This is a genomic window from Streptomyces cacaoi (assembly GCF_006539165.1).
Classification (GTDB): Bacteria; Actinomycetota; Actinomycetes; order Streptomycetales; family Streptomycetaceae; genus Streptomyces; species Streptomyces cacaoi.
This window is the reverse complement of sequence record NZ_BJMM01000015.1, coordinates 1-19957: the sequence shown is the minus strand read 5'-3', so window position 1 is coordinate 19957 and position 19957 is coordinate 1. Positions and strand designations below refer to the sequence as shown.

Below are 19957 nucleotides of genomic sequence, written 5' to 3'. Positions count from 1 at the left end.
ATGCACGCCGCTCCGCCTCGTCCGATGCCGCGCGGGAGGAGGGCCCTCAGTCGGAACCGGTGCGCAGTACTCCGGCTCCCACGACGAGCCCCAGCAGCAGCGCCGTGACCACGCCGAACGAGACCGACAGGCTCGTCGTCTGCGCCACCCAGCCCACGATGGCCGGCGCCCCCAGGCCGGAGGCGTACGCCAGCGTGGCCACCCCCGCGATCGCCTGGCCCGGGCTGCCGCCCGCGCGCCGCCCCGCCGCGGCGAAGCACAGCGGGACGACGACCGCGATGCCGATGCCGATGAGCGCGAATCCGGCCACCGCGACCGGCGGCGTGCGGGCCGCGACCACGAGCGCGGCGCCCGCCGTCGCCAGCAGCCCGCCGGTGCGCACCGTGCGGACCGGACCGATGCGCCGGACCACCGCGTCACCGGAGAGCCGGGCCAGCGCCATCGTGCAGGCGAAGGCCGTGTAGGCGGAGGCGGCCAGCCCCGGCTCGGCGCCGGTCACATCGTCGAGGTAGATGCCCGACCAGTCCATCGAGGCGCCCTCGGCGAAGACGGCGCAGAAGCCCAGCAGTCCGACCGCCAGCGCGCCCCGCGAGGGCAGCGCGAACCGCGGCGGAGCCTCCTGCCCGTCGCCCTCCGGCGCGTCCGTCCCGCCCGCCCCGGCCGCCCGGTTCTTCGGGTCCGCCCCGGCCGCCGTGGACGGTGCCGGGCCCGGTGTCCAGCGGGTGGCGACGACGGCGACCAGCGCCAACAGCGGTGCGGCCAGGCCCAGATGCAGCCGCGCGTCCAGCCCGGCGTGTGCCGCCAGCGCGCCCCCGGCGCCGCCGACGAGCGTGCCCACGCTCCACAGCCCGTGCAGCCCGGACATCACCGAACGCCCGTACAGCTCCTCGACCCGGACGCCCTGCGCGTTCATCGCCACATCCATCAGGCCCAGCCCGCAGCCGTACAGGAACAGCGCGGCGCACAGCCACACCAGCGCCGGTGCGAGCGGTGGCAGGACCAGCCCCGCGAAGCACAGCACCGCGACCCCGGCCAGCGCACGCCGCGGCCCGAAGCGGTGGGTGAGCCGCGCCGACAGCGGCATCGCCGCCGAGGCGCCCGCCGTCATGAAGACGAGCGCGAGGCCCAGCCAGCCCGTCCCCAGCCCGAGGTGCTCGCGCAGCCACGGGATCCGGGTCGCGAACGTCCCGCTGGCCATCCCGTGCGCGGCGAACACCACCGCCACCGCGACCCGCGCAGCCCGCACCTGCCGCTCCGGCCGCCGGCCCGGCGCACCACCGCGCCCCGCCGGTCCTCCTGCTGGTCCTCCCGCCGGTCCTCCCGGCGGTTGTCCCGGAGTCTGGCCCGGAGGCGGCTCCGGCTGCCTCCCGGGAGCTTGTTCCGGTGCCGGTCCCGGCGATCGGCCCGGCTTCGGCCCGGGCGGTGCCGCGCCGACGAGGCCGGCGTCCCCGCCGCCCGCGCCGCCCGCGCCGCCCGCACCGCCTCCGGCGACTCCGCCGTCACCGGCCGCCTCGGCCCCGCTCCCGCTCCCGCTACCGCTCCTGCTCCGCATCCGCGCCTCCCGCCCGTTCCGGCTGCCGCCGCCCGCCCCACGCCGGTCCTTCGCTGTCGAACCGCCGTCCGCCGTTGCCAACCGCCGTCCGTCGCCGTCGGCCGTCCGCCCCTTGTGGGACCGGTCGGACCGGCACGACGGGGACCGTCCGGTCCGCTGATCCGCACCGTCCGGCCCGCTGTTTCCGCGGCGGCCGACCGCTGTTCCGTTGCGGCCGTCCGCTGTCGTGGGCGGTCGCCGCGCGGAGATCGTGCCCCGGTCGCGTGTGCGACGAACACTCCTCGGGGCCGCAAGCGGCGGTTCCCGCATGTGAGCGGCGTACGGGGACGCTCGTGTCCCGCTCGGCTGTGAGTCAGGCCACACACCTCGCCCGCATGGGTACCCGGAGGCCGTGGCAGACTGGACGCGTACTACCAGTGACGTCAGCGCACTCCGGGGTCGGTGAAAGTCCGAACCGGCGGTTACAGTCCGCGACCCGATCGCCGCCAGCGACCGGTTGACCAGGTGAGATTCCTGGACCGACGGTGAAAGTCCGGATGGGAGGCAGTGCGCGGCGGACCGGAACCGGTGTCGCCGTGGCGGTGGACGCCCACCGCCGAGGGCGGAGGGGCCCGCCCCGTGCGTGGCCGTCGTTCGTGGTCCGTCCACAGTCCGTATCGCCCCGGAGTCCGTGCCGAACAGGCAGGAGGACCCGGTGGCCCCCCACCACGGGACACCCGAAGCGGCGCGAGCCGAGCGTGCCGCCATGCAGCGCGCCATCGAACTGGCCGCGCGAGGACTCGGCGCCACCAGCCCCAATCCGGTCGTGGGCTGCGTCGTTCTCGACGCCGCCGGCCGCCCGGTGGGCGAGGGCTGGCACCAGCGCGCCGGCGGACCGCACGCCGAGATCCACGCCCTCGCCGAGGCGGGGGACGACGCACGGGGCGGCACCGCCGTCGTCACCCTGGAGCCCTGCGACCACTCCGGCCGTACCGGCCCGTGCACCCGCGCGCTCATCGACGCCGGTGTCGCCCGTGTCGTCTACGCCGTCGCCGACCCCAACCCCGGTGCCGCCGGTGGCGCCCGCACCCTCGCCGCCGCCGGGATCAGCGTCGAGGGCGGCCTGCACGCCGACGAGGCCGCCGCCGGCAACGCCGCCTGGCTCACCGCCGTCCTCCACCACCGCCCCCACGTGACCTGGAAATACGCGGCCACGCTGGACGGGCGCACCGCGGCGGCCGACGGCTCCAGCCGGTGGATCACCTCCCGCGAGGCCCGCGCCGATGTGCACCGGCTGCGTGCCGCCTCCGACGCCGTCCTGGTCGGCTCCGGCACGGCACGCGCCGACGATCCGCATCTGGCCGTGCGCGGAGTGCCCGGCGCCGTCCAGCCGCTGCGCGTCGTCCTCGACACCGAGGCCGCCGTCGTCCGCCCCGGCGCCCGGGTGCTCGACGACGCGGCGCCCACCCTCGTCGCCGTGGCCAAGGACGCCGACACCACCGCGCTCGACGGCGCCGCCGAGATCCTGCGCCTGCCCCGCGGCGCCCGCGAGGGCCCCCACGCCGACGGTGCCGACGGCTCCGGCCGCCCCGGCGACCGCCGCCCCGGGCTCGACCTCGGCGCGCTGCTCGCCGCGCTGTACGCACGCGGGGTGCGCTCCGTCCTGCTGGAGGGCGGCGGCACGCTCGCCGGTGCCTTCGTCGCCGCCGGGCTGGTCGACCGGGTGGTCGGCTATCTCGCCCCCGTCCTGCTCGGCGCCGGACCGTCCGCGCTGGGCGAGGCCGGAATCAGCACCATCGCCCAGGCGTTGCGGCTGACCGTGAGCGGCACCGAGCGCCTCGGCCCCGATCTGCGGATCACCGCCGTCGGCCACCCGGCGCCGCCCGCGCGGGCCGGCCACCGGCCGTCCACCACAGCGAACGAGGAGTCCTGACGTGTTCACCGGAATCGTGGAAGAGCTGGGACAGGTTCTCGCCGTCGAGGACCTGGGCGAGCAGGCGCGGCTGCGGCTGCGCGGCCCGAAGGTCACCGAGGGCGTACGCCACGGGGACTCGATCGCCGTCAACGGGGTCTGCCTCACCGTGGTGACCAGCGAGGACGGGGAGTTCACCGCGGATGTGATGGCCGAGACGCTGCACCGCTCCGTCCTCGGCTCGCTCACCGAAGGCGCGCCCGTCAACCTGGAGCGGCCGCTGGCGTTCGGCGGGCGGCTCGACGGCCACCTCGTGCAGGGACACGTCGACGGCACCGGCACCATCGCCGAGCGCCGCGAGACGGCCGGCGGCACCGACATCACCGTCACCCTGCCCGGTGCGCTGGCCCGGTACGTCGTCGAGAAGGGCTCGATCACCGTCGACGGGGTCAGCCTCACCGTCGTCGACGCCGCCGAGGACCGCTTCACCATCTCCCTCATCCCGACCACGCTCGCGCTGACCACCCTCGGCACCAAACAGCCCGGCGACCCCGTCAACCTGGAGGTCGACGTCCTCGCCAAGTACGTGGAGCGGCTGCTCGGCCACGCCGGGACGGGCGGCGGGGACAGCGGGGGCGGCAGGGACAGCGGGAACGCCGGGGACGGTGCCGCGGCGTCCCGGAAGGAAGCGGTCCGGTGAGCGTCCTGGAATGGCTCAACAGCCAGGCGTTCGCCGTTCTCGGCCAGCACATCCTCTGGTCGGACATGCTCGGCAACACCATCGGTCTCGTGGCGCTCGCCCTGGGCTGGCGCCGCTCCATCCTGACCTGGCCGGCGCAGCTGCTCTCCGGCCTGATCCTCGTCGGCGCCTTCGCCTACGCCCATCTGGCGGGCGGCGTCGGCAAACAGCTGCTGGTGATCGTCGTCGCGCTGTGGGGCTGGCGGCAGTGGCGGCGCGGGCACCAGCAGGCGCAGGACGGCTCCATAGCCGTGCGGTTCGCGAGCTGGCGCGAACGCGGCGTGCTGGCGCTGGGCACGCTGGTCGGCACCCTCGCCGTCGGCTGGCTGTTCGGCCTCGTGCCGCAGCTGTCCTGGAACCCGTGGCCGGACGCCTACATCTTCGTCGGCACCCTCGCGGCGATGGTGGCCCAGGCGCGCGGCCTGGTCGAGTTCTGGTTCGCCTGGCTGCTCGTCGACGTGGTCGGCGTCCCGCTGGCCTTCAGCAGCGGGCTGGCCTTCTCCGGCCTCGTCTACGTCGTCTACCTCGGGCTCGTCCTGTGGGGGCTGCGCTCGTGGTGGCAGCGCTCCCGGGTGGATGCCGCGGTGCTCGCCGCGGCCGAGCGGACCGGGGCCGAGCCGGCGGGGGCGGCGCTGTGAGCCGCGCGGCGAGCGGGGCGCCCGCCCCGCCCCGCGAGCCCCGCCCCGCGCCACGAGCACAGAGCAAAGGAGTTACGCCCATGACCGCGCAACCCGAGTTCCCCGAGGGGCCCGAGCCCGCCGGAACGCCTCCGTTCCCCCGTCCCGCCCGGGCCGCCGGCGCCGCGGACGGCGCGGCCGGGACCGACCCCGGCACCGGGCTCGTCCTCGACCCCGTCGAGGAGGCCGTGCGGGACATCGCGGCCGGCCGGCCCGTGGTGGTCGTCGACGACGAGAGCCGGGAGAACGAGGGCGATCTGGTGGTGGCCGCCGAGCTGATCACCCCGGAGATCGTCGCCTTCATGATGAGCGAGTGCCGGGGCCTGATCTGCACCCCCATGGACCCGGCGGACGTCGACCGGCTCGCCCTGCCGCAGATGGTCGAGCGCAACACCGAGTCCATGGGCACGGCCTTCACCGTCTCCGTCGACGCCACCGGCGCACACGGCGTCACCACCGGCATCTCCGCCGCCGACCGCGCCACCACCATCCGGCTGCTCGCCGACCCCGACACCACCCCTGAGGACTTCGTCCGCCCCGGCCACGCCTTTCCGCTGCGTGCCCGGCCCGGCGGGGTCCTCGCCCGGCCCGGCCACACCGAGGCCGGGGTCGATCTGGCCCGGCTGGCCGGGCTGCGGCCCGCCGCCGCCATCGTCGAGATCGCCGGCGAGGACGGCGAGATGCTGCGGCTGCCCGAGCTGGTCCCGTTCGCGTACAAGCACGGGCTGCGCGTCATCTCCATCGAGGACCTCGTGGCCTACCGGCGCTCGGCCGAGCCCACCGTCCGCCGGGAGGCGACGACGCGGCTGCCCACCCGGCACGGCACCTTCCACGCCTACGGCTACCGCTCCACCGTCGACGGCGTCGAGCACATCGCGCTGTCCGTCGGCGCCACCGGCGGGCCCGACGATCCGGACGGCGGCGAGGACGTCCTGGTGCGGGTGCACTCCGAGTGCCTGACCGGGGACGTGTTCGGCTCCCAGCGCTGCGACTGCGGGCCCCAGCTCGAAGCGTCCCTTGAACGGGTACAGCGCGAGGGCCGCGGCGTCGTCCTCTATCTGCGCGGCCACGAGGGGCGCGGCATCGGGCTGCTGTCCAAGCTGCGCGCCTACGAACTCCAGGAGCGCGGGCGCGACACCCTCGACGCCAATCTGGAGCTGGGCCTGCCCGCCGACGCCCGGGACTACGCCGCCGCCGCGCAGATCCTCACCGACCTCGGGGTGCGCTCGGTGCGGCTGATGACGAACAACCCGGACAAGACGGCCGCCATGGTCCGCGGCGGGCTGCGGGTCACCGGCCGGGAGCCGATGCCCGTCCAGGCGGGCGAGCACAACCTGCGCTACCTGCGTACCAAGCGGGACCGTATGGGGCACGACCTGCCGTGGCTGGAGGCCGGACACACCTCCCCGTGCGGCAGCCAGTGAGCCCCGGACACCGGCACACCCCGGCACACCCCGGAACACCCCGAAAAACCCCGCACACCCTGAAGCGTGCCGGAATACCCCGGACACCCGCACCGACCCCGAACACCCGGCACACCCTGACACCCGGCACACCCCGGACACGAGGAGCACGAGGAGCACCGTGAGCGGCAAGGGCGCACCCGAACTGACCGTGAAGAACTGCGGCGACCTGCGCGTCGCCGTCATCGCCGCGCAGTGGCACGAACAGGTGATGGACGGGCTCGTCGACGGCGCCGTACGCGCCCTGCGCGAGCTGGGCATCGACGAGCCGACGCTGCTGCGCGTCCCCGGCAGCTTCGAGCTGCCCGTCGTCGCGAAGGTCCTCGCCGACCGCGGCTACGACGCGATCGTCGCGCTCGGCGTCGTCATCCGCGGCGGCACCCCGCACTTCGACTACGTCTGCCAGGGCGTCACCCAGGGCCTGACGGAGGTCTCCGTGCGCACCGGCGTCCCCGTCGGTTTCGGCGTGCTGACCTGCGACACCGAGCAGCAGGCCCTCGACCGCGCCGGCCTGCCGGGCTCGGCCGAGGACAAGGGGCACGAGGCGGTGACGGCCGCCGTGGCCACCGCGACGACCCTGCGCTCCGTCGCCGAACCCTGGCGATAGCCGCAGGTCGCCAACGCGTAGGCTGGGACCACCATGGCCAACAAGACATTCGAGCAGCTCTTCGCCGAGCTCCAGCACAAGGCCGCCACCGGCGACCCCACCACCTCCCGCACCGCGGAACTCGCCTCGCTCGGCGTGCACGCCATCGGCAAGAAGATCGTCGAAGAGGCCGCCGAGGTGTGGATGGCCGCCGAGTACGAGGGCGAGGAGCGCACCGCCGAGGAGATCTCGCAGCTCCTCTACCATCTCCAGGTCCTCATGGCCGCCCGGGGCATCTCCCTGGACGACGTATACGCTCACCTCTGAGCACGACCTGAGCACCACCCGAGCACGACCCGGGCCCTGCCCTGAGCACGGGCCGAGCCCGGCCCGAGCAGGGGCGGGCCGCCGGTGCCCCACGTCCCGCGCCGCACAGCCCGCACCCCCGCACACTCTGCACCCCCCCCCGCACCTTCCCCGTCCGAGAAAGGCCGCATCATGCTGCGCATCGCCGTCCCCAACAAGGGTTCCCTCTCCGGCCCTGCGGGGGAGATGCTGCATGAGGCCGGCTACCAGCAGCGCAAGGCGTCCAAGGAACTCGTGGCCGTCGACCCGGAGAACGAGGTCGAGTTCTTCTATCTGCGCCCCCGCGACATCGCCATCTACGTCAGCTCCGGCAAGCTCGACATCGGCATCACCGGCCGCGATCTGCTGCTCGACTCCGGCGCCGAGGCGGAGGAGGTCCTGCCGCTCGGCTTCGCCCGCTCCACCTTCCGATTCGCCGCCAAGCCCGGCACCGTCGAGGAGATGGCGGACCTGAACGGGCTGACGATCGCCACCTCCTACGAGGGCATCGTCGCCGCCCACCTGAAGGAGCGCGGCATCGACGCCTCCGTCGTGCACCTCGACGGCGCCGTGGAGACCGCCATCGAACTGGGCGTCGCCCAGGTCATCGCGGACGTCGTGGAGACCGGCACCTCGCTGCGCAACGCCGGTCTGGAGATCGTCGGCGAGCCCATCCTGGAGTCCGAGGCCGTCGTCGTGCGCCGCACCGGCGAGGGCTCCGACGGCCCGAAGGTCCAGCAGTTCCTGCGCCGCCTCCAGGGCGTCCTGGTGGCCCGTGCCTACGTGATGATGGACTACGACATCCGCGCCGAACACCTGGAACAGGCCGTCGCCCTCACCCCGGGCCTGGAGTCGCCCACCGTCTCCCCGCTGCACGACCAGGGCTGGGTCGCCGTGCGCTCCATGGTCCGTACGAAGGAGGCGCAGCGCATCATGGACGACCTCTACGAGCTGGGCGCCCGCGCCATCCTCACCACCGGCATCCACGCCTGCCGGCTGTGAGTGCGGTGCACAGCAGCGGACCCGAAGAGCCGACCCCGACCTCTGCGAACCCCATGCCTTCGACGCCTCCCATGTCTTCGACACCCTCGACGCCCTCCGCGTCCCGACTCCCCGCCCTCCCGGTCACGTTCCGGCCCACCGTCACCCGTGTGGTGCTGCTGACCGTCGGCGTCCTCGCCTTCGTCGTCATCACCGGTATCTCCTTCCTGCTGGAGATCGGCGGCGGCGAACGGGCCAGCTTCGTGTTCACCGCCGCGCTGTTCCTCGCCGTGCTCGTCCTGCTGAGCCGGCCCCGCGTCACGGCGGACGAGGGCGGCCTCACCGTCGTCAACCTCACCACCAAGCGCCGCCTCGAATGGGCGGAGGTTCTCGGCGTCCATCTGCGCCCCGGCGACCCCTGGGTCGCGCTGGACCTGGCCGACGGCACCAGCATGGCCGCCATGGGCATCCAGCCGGGCATCGCCAAACAGCAGGCCCTGCGGGACGCCCGCGCCCTGCGCGCCCTGGTCGAGCACCACGGGGCCGGGCCCGCCACCGACCGCTGAACCGGCGCGCGTTGACGCCCGGGCGGACGCCGCACCCCGCCCGGGCGTGAACGCGGGAAGCCGGGAAGCCCGGAAGCGGGCCGCAGCGGCTTCGCGGCCACCGGGCCCGTGACTACTCTGGGCGCAGGCAAGAGCCGCCCCCGCACCCTCGCGGGCCCCTGCGACCCGAGGAGTGACCACCTCCCGCGATGGACGGAACGTCCAGCAGTACGAGCGCCGTGGCAGCCGGTCGTGCGGAGGCCGTGGCATGACGGACACGACCCTCCCGATGGCGCTGCTCGCCGCGGCCTTTGTGCTCATCCTCGCCAACGGCTTCTTCGTCGCCGCCGAGTTCGGGCTCGTCACCGTCGAGAGACCCGAGGCCGAACAGGCCGCCGCGCGGGGCGACCGGGCCGCCCGGGCCGTCGTACGGTCCCTGCGCGAACTCTCCTTCCAGCTGTCCGGCACCCAGCTCGGCATCACCCTGACCTCGCTCGTCACCGGCATGCTCGCCGAACCCGCCCTCGCGCGGCTGCTGGACGGGCCGCTGACGGCCGCCGGGATACCGAGCGGCGCGGTCGGCGGCACCGCCGTGGTGGGCGGCATGCTCCTCGCCTCGGCCGTGCAGATGGTCGTCGGCGAACTCGTCCCGAAGAACTGGGCGGTGTCCCGGCCGCTGGCCGTGGCCCGCTTCGTCGCCCGGCCGCAGTGGCTGTTCGCCGCACTGCTCCGGCCCGTCATCGCCGGCCTCAACGCCGCCGCCAACCGCATCGTGCGGCTGTTCGGAGTGCAGCCCGCCGACGAGCTGGCCTCCGCGCGGACCCCCGGCGAACTCGACTCCCTCGCCCGGCACTCGGCCCGGGCCGGCGCCCTCGAACAGGACACCGCCGAACTGTTCGTCCGCACCCTCGCGTTGGGCGGACTCACCGCGCAGCACGTGATGACCCCGCGCGTCCGCGTCAGCGCCCTCCAGGCACAGGCCACCGCGCAGGACGTCCTCAACCTCACCCGGGCCACCGGGCTGTCCCGCTTCCCCGTCTACCGGGACGGGCTCGACGAGGTCACCGGCATGGTCCACCTCAAGGACGCCCTCGCCGTCCCCGCGCAGCGGCGGCTGCACACCCCCGTCGCCCGGATCGCCGTCGGCCCGCTGCTCGTGCCGCAGTCGCTCCCCGTACGGCCGCTGCTGGAGCGGCTGCGCAGCCGGCAGCCCATCGCCGTCGTCGTCGACGAGTACGGCGGCACCGCGGGCGTCGTCACCCTGGAGGACATCGTCGAGGAGATCGTCGGCGACGTACGCGACGAGCACGACGGCCAGTTGCGCGACGAGGCGCCCACCCTCGCCCCCGCGCCCCCGGGCGCCGAGGGCCGGCCCGCCTGGGAGGCCGACGGCGGCTGCCGGGTCGGAGCCCTGCGCGCCATCGGCCTGGAAGCGCCCGAGGGGCCCTACGAGACCGTGGCGGGCCTCGTCGCCGATCTGCTCGGCCGTATCCCCTCGCCCGGCGACACCGTGGAGCTGCGCGCCCCCGACGGCGCCGCCGAAGGGGCCGTACGCGTCTGGCAGTTGCGGGTGCGGCGCGTCGCCCACCACCGCGCCGAACGCGTCCGGGTGGTCGCCGGTGGCCGCGCCCGCACCCCGGCCGCGGCACGGCCCGCAGGGCGGCACGGGGCGGTGGCGCGATGAGCCTGCTGCAACTGCTGTTCGCCGCGGCGCTGGTGCTGGCCAACGGCTTCTTCGTCGGCGCCGAGTTCGCGTTGGTCTCCGTGCGCCGCAGCCAGATCGAGCCGCTGGCCGCCGACGGCTCCGCACGCGCCCGGCGGGCGCTGCGCGGGCTGGAGAACCTGCCGCAGATGATGGCCGCCGCCCAGTTCGGCATCACCGTCTGCTCCCTGACCCTCGGCGCCGTCGCCGAGCCGACCGTCGCGCACCTGCTGGAGCCCTGCTTCCACGCGGTGCATCTGCCCGACGCCCTCGTGCACCCGCTGGGCTACGTCCTGGCGCTGGCCGTCGTCGTCTTCTTCCACCTCGTCATCGGCGAAATGGTCCCCAAGAACCTCGCCATGGCCGCCCCCGAACGCACCGCGCTGTGGCTCTCGCCCGCGCTGGTGGCCTTCGCCCGGCTCACCCGGCCGGCGACCGCCGCGCTGGGCGCCTGCGCCGCCCTCGTGCTGCGGGCGTTCCGCGTCGAGCCCAAGGACGAGGTCGAGGCCGTCTTCACCAGCGAACAGCTGGGCCGGATGGTCGACGACGCGCGCGAGGCCGGGCTCCTCGACCGCGACGAGCACGAACGCCTCGGCGGCGCCCTGGAGTTGGGCTCCCGGCGGCTGACCGACGTCCTCCTCGCCCCCGCCGGACTGGTGACGGTGGACGCCGCCGTCACCCCGCGCCAGGTCGAGGAGCTGACGGTACGCACCGGCTTCTCCCGCTTCCCCGTCCGCGCGACCGACGGAGGCTTCCTCGGCTACCTCCACGTCAAGGACGTCCTCGACCTGGAGGAGCACGACCGCGCCGTCCCCGCGCACCTGTGGCGCCCCATGACGACGCTGCGCGGCGAACTGCCCCTCGACGACGCCCTCGGCGCGATGCGGGACGGCGGCGCCCACCTCGCCGCCGTCGTCGACGCCGCCGGGCGGCTCCAGGGGCTGGCCGCGCTGGAGGACGTCCTGGAGACGCTCGTCGGCCAGGTGCACGACCCGGCGCACGCCGCGCCCCGGGTGCCCGCGGCGCGCGGAGTCAGTCCGGGGACGGGGACGGCGGACCGGGCGGACCCGGCCGCGGACCCTCGGGACCGCGGCCCGAGAGCACCTCGCCGTACGCCTGCATGAGATCGGGCAGCCGCAGCGTCGCCAGATCGTCCCGCGACGGGGTGCCCGCGTAGCCCGACAGCCGCAGATCGCGGTAGGCGCAGCTCTTCTCGTACAGCGTGCGCAGGAAGCGGCCGTTGCCCAGCTCGTCGATCCAGCCCTGGTCGACGACGTGCCCGCTGATGCTGCGCAGCTCCTCCAGCGCCTCCTCGTCCCACACGTCGCCGTTGTCCGCCGCCAGCACCTCGCCGATCGCCGTCAGCTCCATCGGCCGGTAGCTGGGGAAGTCCACCCGCGTGGTGAACCGCGAGGACAGCCCCGGGTTGACGGCCAGCAGCCGGTCCATGCCCTCCGGATAGCCGGCCAGGATCACCACCAGCTGATCCCGGTTGTCCTCCGCGCGCTTCAGCAGCACCTGGAGCGCCTCGTCCCCGTACGCGTCGCCCTTCGTGTAACCGGAGTTCGACAGCGCGTACGCCTCGTCGACGAACAGCACACCGCCCAGCGCCGAATCGATCAGCTCGTTGGCCTTCACCGCCGTCTGCCCCAGGAACTCGCCCACCAGATCGGCCCGTTGCGCCTCCACCAGATGGTCGCCGCCCAGCAGCCCCAGCGCGTAGAACGCGCGGCCGAGTATCCGGGCGACGGTCGTCTTGCCCGTGCCCGACGGGCCCGAGAAGACGAAGTGCCGCTTCGGCGGCTGCACCGGCAGGCCCTGCCCCGCACGCAGCCGCGCCATCCGCAACTGCGCCGACAGCGCCCGCACCTGACGCTTGACCGGCTCCAGCCCGACCATCCGCTCCAGCTCGTCCAGCGCCTGCTTCAGCAGCACCGGATCGGCGGGGCCGCTCGGCAGGCCCGCGTCCGGGTACCGGCCGCCGCCGGGCGAGGTGAGCGCGCGCACCGCTCCCGTGTCCACCCGGACCGGCTCCGCCGGATCGCCCGTGTCCTCCAGCCGCAGCCCGTCCCCGTCCGGGCCGGGCCCCGGCTCCAGGGGCTCCGGGCCCTCACCGGCGCCCGGCACGTACTCCCCGGGCGTGCCGTACGGCTGACCGCCGAACGCGTCGCCCGGTGCCGCGGCACCCGACGGCGCGGCGCCGCCCGCCCGGCCCGGGTCGGCCGGCTGCCCCGGGTCCGCCGGGTCGGCCGGCTCGGTGAGCGGATCGCCCGCCCGGTCGGACAACTCCCGGGCACCGCCGTCCCGTCCGCCCGACAGCAGGCCCGTCGCCACGTCCTCCGCGCCGCCCGCCGCCTCGCCGTCGGCGATCGCCGTCAGCCGCGCCGCCGTGTCCATGAACGACGCGTCGATCCTGTGCACCGCCCGGTACAGCGGCAGCGCCGCCGCGCTGCGGCCCGTGCCCTCCCGGGCCCGCGCCAGCCAGTACCGCAGCTCCTTGCGCTGCGGCTGCTCGCTGCGGCAGCGCATCAACGCCGCGGCCAGCAGCGGCTCCGCCTGCCCGTACATCTCCAGCCGGACCCGGGCCATCCCCGCGAACAGGCCCGCCTCGATGCCCAGCAGCGGATCGTCCACCAGCGACTCGGTGTGGGCGACGAGCCCCTCCCAGTCCTTGGTCAGATAGGCGCGGCACGCGTGCAGGAAGCGCACCTGCGGATCCGCGTCCACGGGCGGGCACGAGGCCAACGCGCGGTCCAGCTCGGCGACATGACGGCCGTCCAGCCAGTGCGAGGCGTGCGCCAGCAGCAGATCGCGCCGGTTCTCCAGCACCGGCTGCACCCACCAGCCCAGCCAGTACCAGGAGTTGAGCGTACGGGCGTGCCGGGAGCGCTGCTCGCCGAAGCGGTCGCGGTGGTGGTACATGCGCAGCAGCGCCGTCGCCGTCTCCGCGCGCAGCGCGTGCAGACCGAGCCAGGCGTCCGCCATACCCGGATCGAGGCGCACGGCCGTCCGGAACTCCTCCTCGGCCTGGGCGTACCCGCCGACCGTGTACGCGTCGACACCGCGCAGCCAGGCGAGTTCGGCCGGGGCATACAGGCCCTGGGGGTCCTGTGTGCCGAAGTTCCTCACGTCCCCCACGAAAACGTCCCCCGTCGTCTGCCGGTTATCACCCGGGGTTCCCGCGCTGTTCCGCATCGTACCCGCGTGTCGTCCCCGGCCGAAGGGAGGTGTACGGCCCCGATGGACCGGTGTGTGCGGGCCGGGCACCCGCCGTGCGCAGGCGCCGTCGAGGGCGGCGGACGGCCCGCCGGAGAGCCCCGGAAGCGGCATCGCACCGGCCCCAGGAAGCAACACGAAGAGTGAGCAAAACGCGGCTGAGCGCTTCCGCTTGGGGCCGGGAGAGCAGAACGAAGCCCCCGGTCACGGGGGAACAACCGGGGGCTTCGTGTCTACAGGCGGCCTGCGTAGACCGCTTGTTGGAAACGTAATCGGTCCCGGGGGCGCCGGTCAAGCCGGTCGGCCCGAGAGGCACAAGAAGATCGGTCTCAACTCCCGCTTGTTATACGAAGCGTGAGATCCACGGGTCCTCCCGCTGCCCGCCCCGGCCCCTCGAACACCTCGTATCCGGGCACCGGGAACTCCCCGAACGGACCTTCCGGAACGGCCGCACCACCCTCCTGCCGGGCAGGACGGCTGCCCGTTTCCCGTCCGGAAGTGACCGTTTCGCGCACGAGAAAATCCGCGAACGGGCGCGACGGATCCGCCGCGAAATGCGCCCGCTCCGCCGGCATCCAGCCCGCCCAGAACTCCGCCTGAGCGGCCCCGTCCCGCTCCCGGCCGCGCCGCCACGCCGTCGCGCGCGGCACATCCATCCACAACAGGCAGGCCAGAGAGGAGCGCAGCGCCGCACGCCCCGCGCCCACTCCCTCCACGAGGACGACCGGCGCCGGGCACACCACCGACGTCCGCTCCCGGGTCCGCTTCACCCAGTCGTAGACCCCGTAGCGCGCGCTCTCCCCCCGCTCCAGGGGCGTGAGCACCTCTGTGACGAACCGCTCCGTCCAGTCGAACAGCGCACCGTGCTCGGCGATGTCGTCCAGGTGCACCACGGGCGCCCCACCGCACAGCCCCGCCAGCCGCCCCGCCAGCGTCGTCTTCCCCGACCCGGCGTACCCGTCGACCCCGACGAGCCGCACCGGCCCGCACGACGGAGCCAACCGCGGCACCAGCCGGGCGAACGCTTCGAGCGAGGTGAAGGACGGCATCACCCCAGCGTACGCGGCAGAACAGGTACACCTGCCGCGCCGGGGGCCCGGCGGGAGCGGGGCCTGCGCGGAGGCGCGTGCCCGGGGCGGGCCGAAGTGTGTGCGCTCGGGTGTGCCGCAGGTGTGGCACGGGCCACGGGGAGCGGCGATAGTGGGCTTCCGCCGACACCGTCCGGGCCACCACGACCGACCCGAACAGCCACCGCACCCGTACCGACGAGAGCCCGAAGACAACCCGACGAGAGCCGGTCCGGACCCGAGACCGGGCCGGACCGGGATCCGAGCACCGAGGAAGAGACGAAACCGAGCACCCGGAACCGGAAGCCGAGCGAGACGAGCGAGCACCGGGCCGGACCGGGACCCGAGCACCGAGCCGAGAGCCGAGCGAGAACCACGCGAGAACCGCACCGCACCGCACCGAGGACTGGGGGCACCCCGCATGACCAGCAGCAGACCCGCCGCCCGCCGCACCGTACTCACCGCCGCCGTCGCCGTCGCCGCCTCGGCGGCGTCCGTCTCCGCCTCCGGCCCCGCACTGGCGGCCGACGGCCGACCGGGTGCCGGTGCCGGCCCCGGCGCCCCCGCGCCCGGCCACCCCCGCGCCCCCGCCCGCACCCGGCCCGGCAGGAAGGAACCACACGTGGACCTGCGTACCTGGTCCTCCCGGCGGGACTGGAGCTCGGGCCGTGCCCGCGGGACGGCCCCGGCCGACGGATCCCGCCCCGGCATCGTCCTCGCGCGCCCGGCCGGCACCGTCGACTACCGCGACCCGCACACCGGCAAGGGCGCCACCTGGGAGTACGCCACCTGGACCTCTCCGGCGTACGAACCGGCCGTCCCCGCGGGCGAGGCCATCGCCTCCTGGAACGCGCACACGCCCGCCGGAACATGGATCCGGGTCGAACTGCGCGGCACCTACTCGGACGGCACCGAGACCCCCTGGTACACGATGGGCGTCTGGACGTCGGGCGACGGCGCCGACGTCCCGCGCCGCACCTCCGTCGACGACCAGGGCGACGGGAAGAGCACCGTCTCCACCGACACCCTCGCCGTCGACGACCTCTCCGGCGGACTGCGCCTCGCCTCCCTCCGGCTGCGCCTCACGCTCTGCCGCGCCCCCGGCAGCGAGGCCACCCCGACCGTGTGGCGGGCCGCGGTCATGGCCTCCGACGTACCGGCCCGCTTCGAGGTGCCGGAGTCCGAACCGGGCCTCGGCCGTGCCGTGGAGCTGAAGGTGCCGCGCTACTCCCAGGAGATCCACAAGGGGCAGTACCCCGAGTACGACAACGGGGGAGAGGCGTGGTGCAGCCCCACGTCCGCCCAGATGATCGTCGAGTACTGGGGGCGCCGGCCCACCGAGGAGGACCTCGCCTGGGTCGACCCGGACTACGCCGACCCGCAGGTCTGCCACGCGGCCCGGCACACCTTCGACTACCAGTACAACGGCTGCGGCAACTGGCCCTTCAACACCGCGTACGCCGCGACGTACCGCGACATGCAGGCCGTCGTGACCCGCCTCGACTCCCTCAACGACGCGGAGGAGTTCATCGCCGCGGGCATCCCGCTGATCACCTCGCAGTCCTTCATCGAGTCCGAACTCGACGGCGCCGGCTACGGCACAGCGGGCCACCTGATGACCGTCATCGGCTTCACCGCCTCCGGCGACGTCATCGCCAACGACCCCGCGTCCCCCGACAATCCGTCGGTCCGCCACATCTACAAACGCCGGCAGTTCGAGAACATCTGGCTGCGGACGAAGCGCAAGGACGCCTCCGGCAAGGTCCTGGGCGGTTCGGGCGGTGTCTGCTACGTCTTCTTCCCCCTGAAGTTGACGTCGGCCCAGCAGCGGGTGCTGAGCAAGCACGGTCTGAGCTGAGCCTCTGCCTGACGTACGGCGCGCACGCGGTGCCCACCACGTGTCGGCACCGCTCGCGCCCGTCCTGTGTCAGGGTCCGTACCGGTCGGCCGCGACCTTGATGGAGCTGTGGTCGTCCAGCCCCTTCCGGTCCGGGGGAGTACGTCGGCCGCTTGCCGTGGTGGCTTCAGCGAGCATCGCGAGGGGGCACGATCCTCGCCCCCGGCGATCCAGCGCAGTCGATCCAGCCCATCGACGTCCGCAACGTTGCCGAGTTCGCGCTTGACCATGCCGCAACCCGGCTGCCAGGGACCTTCAACGTCGTCGCCCCCATCGGCCACGACACGATGAGCGGACTCCTTTCAGCGTGTGTGGAGGTGACAGGACGGCGAGGGCACCTCACCTGGGCCCCCGACGACCTGTTGACCGCCCACCAGGTGAAGCAGTGGACAGAACTGCCCTTGTGGCGGACCCACGCAGGGACGGGCATCTCACCAGCGAAGGAAGCCGCGATTCTGGCTCGCGTTGGGGCCCTGACTGCCCAACTGTCGAGGGCCGAGAGCGTCTCCGCACCGAGTTTGTGAGCAGCGGCAGCAGCACTGAACTCCTCGATCCGCTCACCGAGGGCGGTCGCTTCGCCCCCACGTGGTTGAACCGTGGATGGCACAGCTGGGTCCGCACGGCAGCCATGCGCTCGACGATGCCGGCTCCTCGCCATTCCGCGGGCACAAGGAACACCGGGTCCAACGCGGCCTGAGCGCCGTCGAGTTCCTCGCGCAGCAACCGGGCTCGGGCGAGGTCGACCCTGGCCTGGTTCGTGATCAGAACCGGATGCGTGCCCTCGGACGGTTGCGACGAGGCGCAATGCCCATCGCCGTGCTGGAGCTGCCCTGACAGTGGGATGGAGCTTGTGCCGTGCGGTGGGCAGTCTGCACTGCCAAGGACCTCCACATGTGGTCTCCGACCGCTGCGCGATCTGCCAACAATCGGTTTGCTGGTGCCACACGAGGAGGATTCATGAAAGCAGTAACGCTCGACAACATCGACGACTTCGTGGCCGGGGCTGCCGTCCTGGGCGCCGGCGGCGGATGGGGTCCGCATATCCCCATGTTGATGGTCAAGGACGCGGTGAGGCGATACGGCCCCGTTCCCATCGTGCAGCCGGACGACCTGCCCGCCGATGGACTGGTGATTCCGGTCGGGGCTGGTGGCGCGCCGACCGCGCTCATCGAGAGGTTCTTCGAGGGCTCCGAGTGGCGAATCGCGGTCCGGGCACTCGAGAAGCGCCTCGGGCGCAAGGCGGTCGCGCTGATGGCCGCCGAGCTTGGCGGCGGCAACGCCGTCTTGCCTGTCGCCGCAGCTGCCGAGCTGGGTCTGCCGGCGATCGACGCCGACGGGATGCGTCGGTGCTTCCCCAAGGTCGAGATGACGCTCTGGCAGCTGGAAGGCGTGCCGGCTTCGCCGGGTGTGGTTGCCGACACGAAGGGCAACGTGGTGCTGATCGAAGGCGTCGACAACTACGAGGTCGAGCGGATCACCCGAGCGACGCTGGTCCAGATGGGAATGATGGCCGTAGCGGCGATGTACCCGATGACCGCACAGCGCGTGCAGGAAACCTCCATCATCGGTTCGCTGACCTACTGTCACGAGATCGGCAAGCGCCTCCGCGCGGTCGCCGGTGGAGCCGGGAACGGCTACGACGACCTCCTGGAGTTCTGCGAGGGCAGGATCGTCTTCACCGGCAAGGTGATCGACCTCGAACGGCGCACCGAGGGCGGCTGGAATCTCGGCACCGTCACGCTTGAGCATGTGGAGGACTCCGACCGGATCATGCGTCTGGACTTCCAGAACGAGAACCTGGTCGCGCTCGAGAACGGTCGCCCCGTCGTGACCAGCCCTGACCTGATCACGACCCTTGACGTGGAAACTGCACAAGCCGTGCTCACCGACGGCCTCGCCTACGGCCAGCGGCTGCACGTCCTGGCGACTCCGGCGCACGAGCGGTGGCTGACGCCCGAAGCCATCGACCTGGTCGGGCCGCGCGCATTCGGATACGACCTGGACTACGTCCACTTCTTTGAGGGAGCAACGGCATGAAGGAGCTTCGAATCGGTATCGACGTCGGAGGGACGAACACCGACGTCGCTGTCGTCCATCAGGACGGCGATGTCTTGGCCTGGCACAAGGCACCCACGTCGCCGGATGTGTTCGAGGGCATCCGGGCAGCTCTTGTCGGCGTGCTCTCAGAGGTCGACGGCACGGCGGTCGGACAAGTCATGCTGGGCACCACGCATCCGGTGAACGCCATCATCCGCCGGTCCGGACTCGGCCGTGTGGCACTTCTGCGGATCGGCGCTCCGGCCACTCGCGCAATTCCGCCGTTCGCGGAGTGGCCGGAAGATCTCGTGGATGTCGTACGAGGCCCGGTGGAGATTGTTCGAGGAGGTCACGACGTCGATGGGCGCGTGTTCGTCCCCCTCGACGGTGAAGCCGTGACGAAGTTCGCTGAACAGTGTCGTGACGTCGACGGCGTCGCGGTCGTAGCCATGAACTCGCCGATCAACGCTGACCACGAGCTCCAGGCGGTCGCGATCCTCCGGGGCGTGCTCGGAGAGGACGCCATGATCACTGCCTCCCACGAGGTCAGCGGACTCGGCCTCCTGGAGCGCGAGAACTCAGCGATCCTCAACAGCGCCCTCGTCGACGTCGCACGGACGGCCCGCGACGGCCTCACCGGCGCGCTGGCCGACCATGGCATCACCGCCGAGATGTTCTTCACGCAGAACGACGGAACCCTCATGACTGCGGACGGAGCCGTGCGTCGGCCGGTGATGACCATCGGATCCGGACCCACCAACTCCATGCGGGGAGCCGCCTACCTCTCGGGGGTCGACAACGCCATCGTCATGGATGTCGGCGGCACTTCGACGGATGTCGGTCTGCTCGTCGATGGGTTCCCCCGCGAGTCCGCACTGGCCGTCGAGGTCGGCGGCGTGCGTACCAACTACCGCATGGCCGACCTGATCTCGGTGGGAATCGGCGGCGGCACGATCGTCGGCTCGACGAGTCCGCCCCAGGTCGGCCCCGACAGCGTGGGCTACCGGATCACCGAGGAAGCGCTCGTCTACGGCGGAAACACACTCACTCTCAGCGACATCAGCGTGGCCTCCCGGCGCGCTCAGTTCGGCGATCCGTCGCTCGTGAGCCTCACCGACGATTCCGTGGAGGAGGTGCTGGCCCACGTCGACGAGCAGTTCAGCATCCTTGCCGACAGAATCAAGACCTCCCGAGGCGAACTGCCGCTGATCGCCGTCGGCGGGGGAGCCCACCTGATCCCGGACGCCATCCCTGGTGTG

At 73.3% G+C, this 19957-nt stretch carries 17 protein-coding genes and 1 riboswitch; of the genes, 14 read left to right on the top strand and 3 right to left on the bottom strand.

Annotation, left to right across the window (positions count from 1 at the left end):
- Positions 1 to 46 precede the first annotated feature (46 nt).
- Positions 47 to 1198, bottom strand: a complete 1152-nt coding sequence (locus SCA03_RS16410) for an MFS transporter (RefSeq protein ID WP_051855758.1) — start codon at positions 1196 to 1198, stop codon at positions 47 to 49.
- Positions 1199 to 1975: 777 nt separating this feature from the next.
- A riboswitch (FMN riboswitch) is annotated at positions 1976 to 2106 on the top strand.
- A 191-nt stretch (positions 2107 to 2297) separates the two neighbouring features.
- Here SCA03_RS16410 and ribD point away from each other — a divergent pair.
- From ribD to SCA03_RS16360, 10 genes are all read left to right on the top strand, one after another.
- A complete protein-coding gene (gene ribD, locus SCA03_RS16405) occupies positions 2298 to 3464 on the top strand; it encodes a bifunctional diaminohydroxyphosphoribosylaminopyrimidine deaminase/5-amino-6-(5-phosphoribosylamino)uracil reductase RibD (protein ID WP_086816730.1) in 1167 nt (388 codons plus the stop codon).
- A gap of 1 nt (position 3465) precedes the next feature.
- On the top strand, positions 3466 to 4143 hold the full coding sequence (locus SCA03_RS16400) for a riboflavin synthase (RefSeq protein ID WP_086816729.1): 678 nt from the start codon (positions 3466 to 3468) through the stop codon (positions 4141 to 4143).
- Entirely contained in the window at positions 4140 to 4820 is a 681-nt protein-coding gene (locus SCA03_RS16395) for a nicotinamide mononucleotide transporter family protein (protein ID WP_030875808.1), read from the top strand. Before SCA03_RS16400 ends, SCA03_RS16395 begins: the two co-directional genes overlap by 4 nt.
- Before the next feature lie 80 nt (positions 4821 to 4900).
- A complete protein-coding gene (locus SCA03_RS16390; RefSeq protein ID WP_030893305.1) occupies positions 4901 to 6283 on the top strand; it encodes a bifunctional 3,4-dihydroxy-2-butanone-4-phosphate synthase/GTP cyclohydrolase II in 1383 nt (460 codons plus the stop codon).
- A 160-nt stretch (positions 6284 to 6443) separates the two neighbouring features.
- Positions 6444 to 6929, top strand: a complete 486-nt coding sequence (ribH, locus tag SCA03_RS16385) for a 6,7-dimethyl-8-ribityllumazine synthase (protein ID WP_030875813.1) — start codon at positions 6444 to 6446, stop codon at positions 6927 to 6929.
- A gap of 33 nt (positions 6930 to 6962) precedes the next feature.
- Complete coding sequence (locus SCA03_RS16380) at positions 6963 to 7235, top strand: phosphoribosyl-ATP diphosphatase (RefSeq protein ID WP_030875816.1); 273 nt, start codon at positions 6963 to 6965, stop codon at positions 7233 to 7235.
- A 171-nt stretch (positions 7236 to 7406) separates the two neighbouring features.
- Positions 7407 to 8255 carry an ATP phosphoribosyltransferase gene (hisG, locus tag SCA03_RS16375; RefSeq protein ID WP_030875819.1) on the top strand — a complete coding sequence of 283 codons (849 nt, stop codon included), beginning with the start codon at positions 7407 to 7409 and terminating at the stop codon, positions 8253 to 8255.
- 71 nt (positions 8256 to 8326) lie between these two features.
- A complete protein-coding gene (locus SCA03_RS16370) occupies positions 8327 to 8800 on the top strand; it encodes a PH domain-containing protein (protein WP_030875821.1) in 474 nt (157 codons plus the stop codon).
- 247 nt (positions 8801 to 9047) lie between these two features.
- On the top strand, positions 9048 to 10463 hold the full coding sequence (locus tag SCA03_RS16365) for a hemolysin family protein (RefSeq protein WP_086816859.1): 1416 nt from the start codon (positions 9048 to 9050) through the stop codon (positions 10461 to 10463).
- The gene (locus SCA03_RS16360) at positions 10460 to 11605 is read left to right on the top strand and encodes a hemolysin family protein (RefSeq protein ID WP_030875828.1); all 1146 of its coding nucleotides are present in this window, start codon (positions 10460 to 10462) and stop codon (positions 11603 to 11605) included. Before SCA03_RS16365 ends, SCA03_RS16360 begins: the two co-directional genes overlap by 4 nt.
- Here SCA03_RS16360 and SCA03_RS16355 read toward each other — a convergent pair.
- Both SCA03_RS16355 and SCA03_RS16350 read right to left on the bottom strand, forming a co-directional pair.
- A complete protein-coding gene (locus SCA03_RS16355) occupies positions 11514 to 13619 on the bottom strand; it encodes an AAA family ATPase (RefSeq protein WP_030875831.1) in 2106 nt (701 codons plus the stop codon). The two genes, SCA03_RS16360 and SCA03_RS16355, sit on opposite strands and share 92 nt — an antisense overlap.
- Positions 13620 to 14026: 407 nt before the next feature.
- Positions 14027 to 14746: a uridine kinase family protein gene (locus SCA03_RS16350; protein ID WP_030875834.1), complete on the bottom strand. Its 720-nt coding sequence runs from the start codon at positions 14744 to 14746 to the stop codon at positions 14027 to 14029.
- Between the two features lie 439 nt (positions 14747 to 15185).
- Between SCA03_RS16350 and SCA03_RS16345 the strand changes: the two genes are divergently transcribed.
- The 4 genes from SCA03_RS16345 to SCA03_RS16325 form a co-directional block, all read left to right on the top strand.
- Entirely contained in the window at positions 15186 to 16622 is a 1437-nt protein-coding gene (locus tag SCA03_RS16345) for a C39 family peptidase (RefSeq protein ID WP_141275469.1), read from the top strand.
- 639 nt (positions 16623 to 17261) lie between these two features.
- Complete coding sequence (locus SCA03_RS16335) at positions 17262 to 17495, top strand: hypothetical protein (protein ID WP_086814885.1); 234 nt, start codon at positions 17262 to 17264, stop codon at positions 17493 to 17495.
- 123 nt (positions 17496 to 17618) lie between these two features.
- The gene (locus SCA03_RS16330; RefSeq protein ID WP_158102264.1) at positions 17619 to 18698 is read left to right on the top strand and encodes an S-methyl thiohydantoin desulfurase family protein; all 1080 of its coding nucleotides are present in this window, start codon (positions 17619 to 17621) and stop codon (positions 18696 to 18698) included.
- The coding region (locus SCA03_RS16325; RefSeq protein ID WP_141275467.1) for a hydantoinase/oxoprolinase N-terminal domain-containing protein at positions 18695 to 19957 on the top strand (1263 nt) is incomplete at its 3' end. The genes SCA03_RS16330 and SCA03_RS16325, both read left to right, overlap by 4 nt.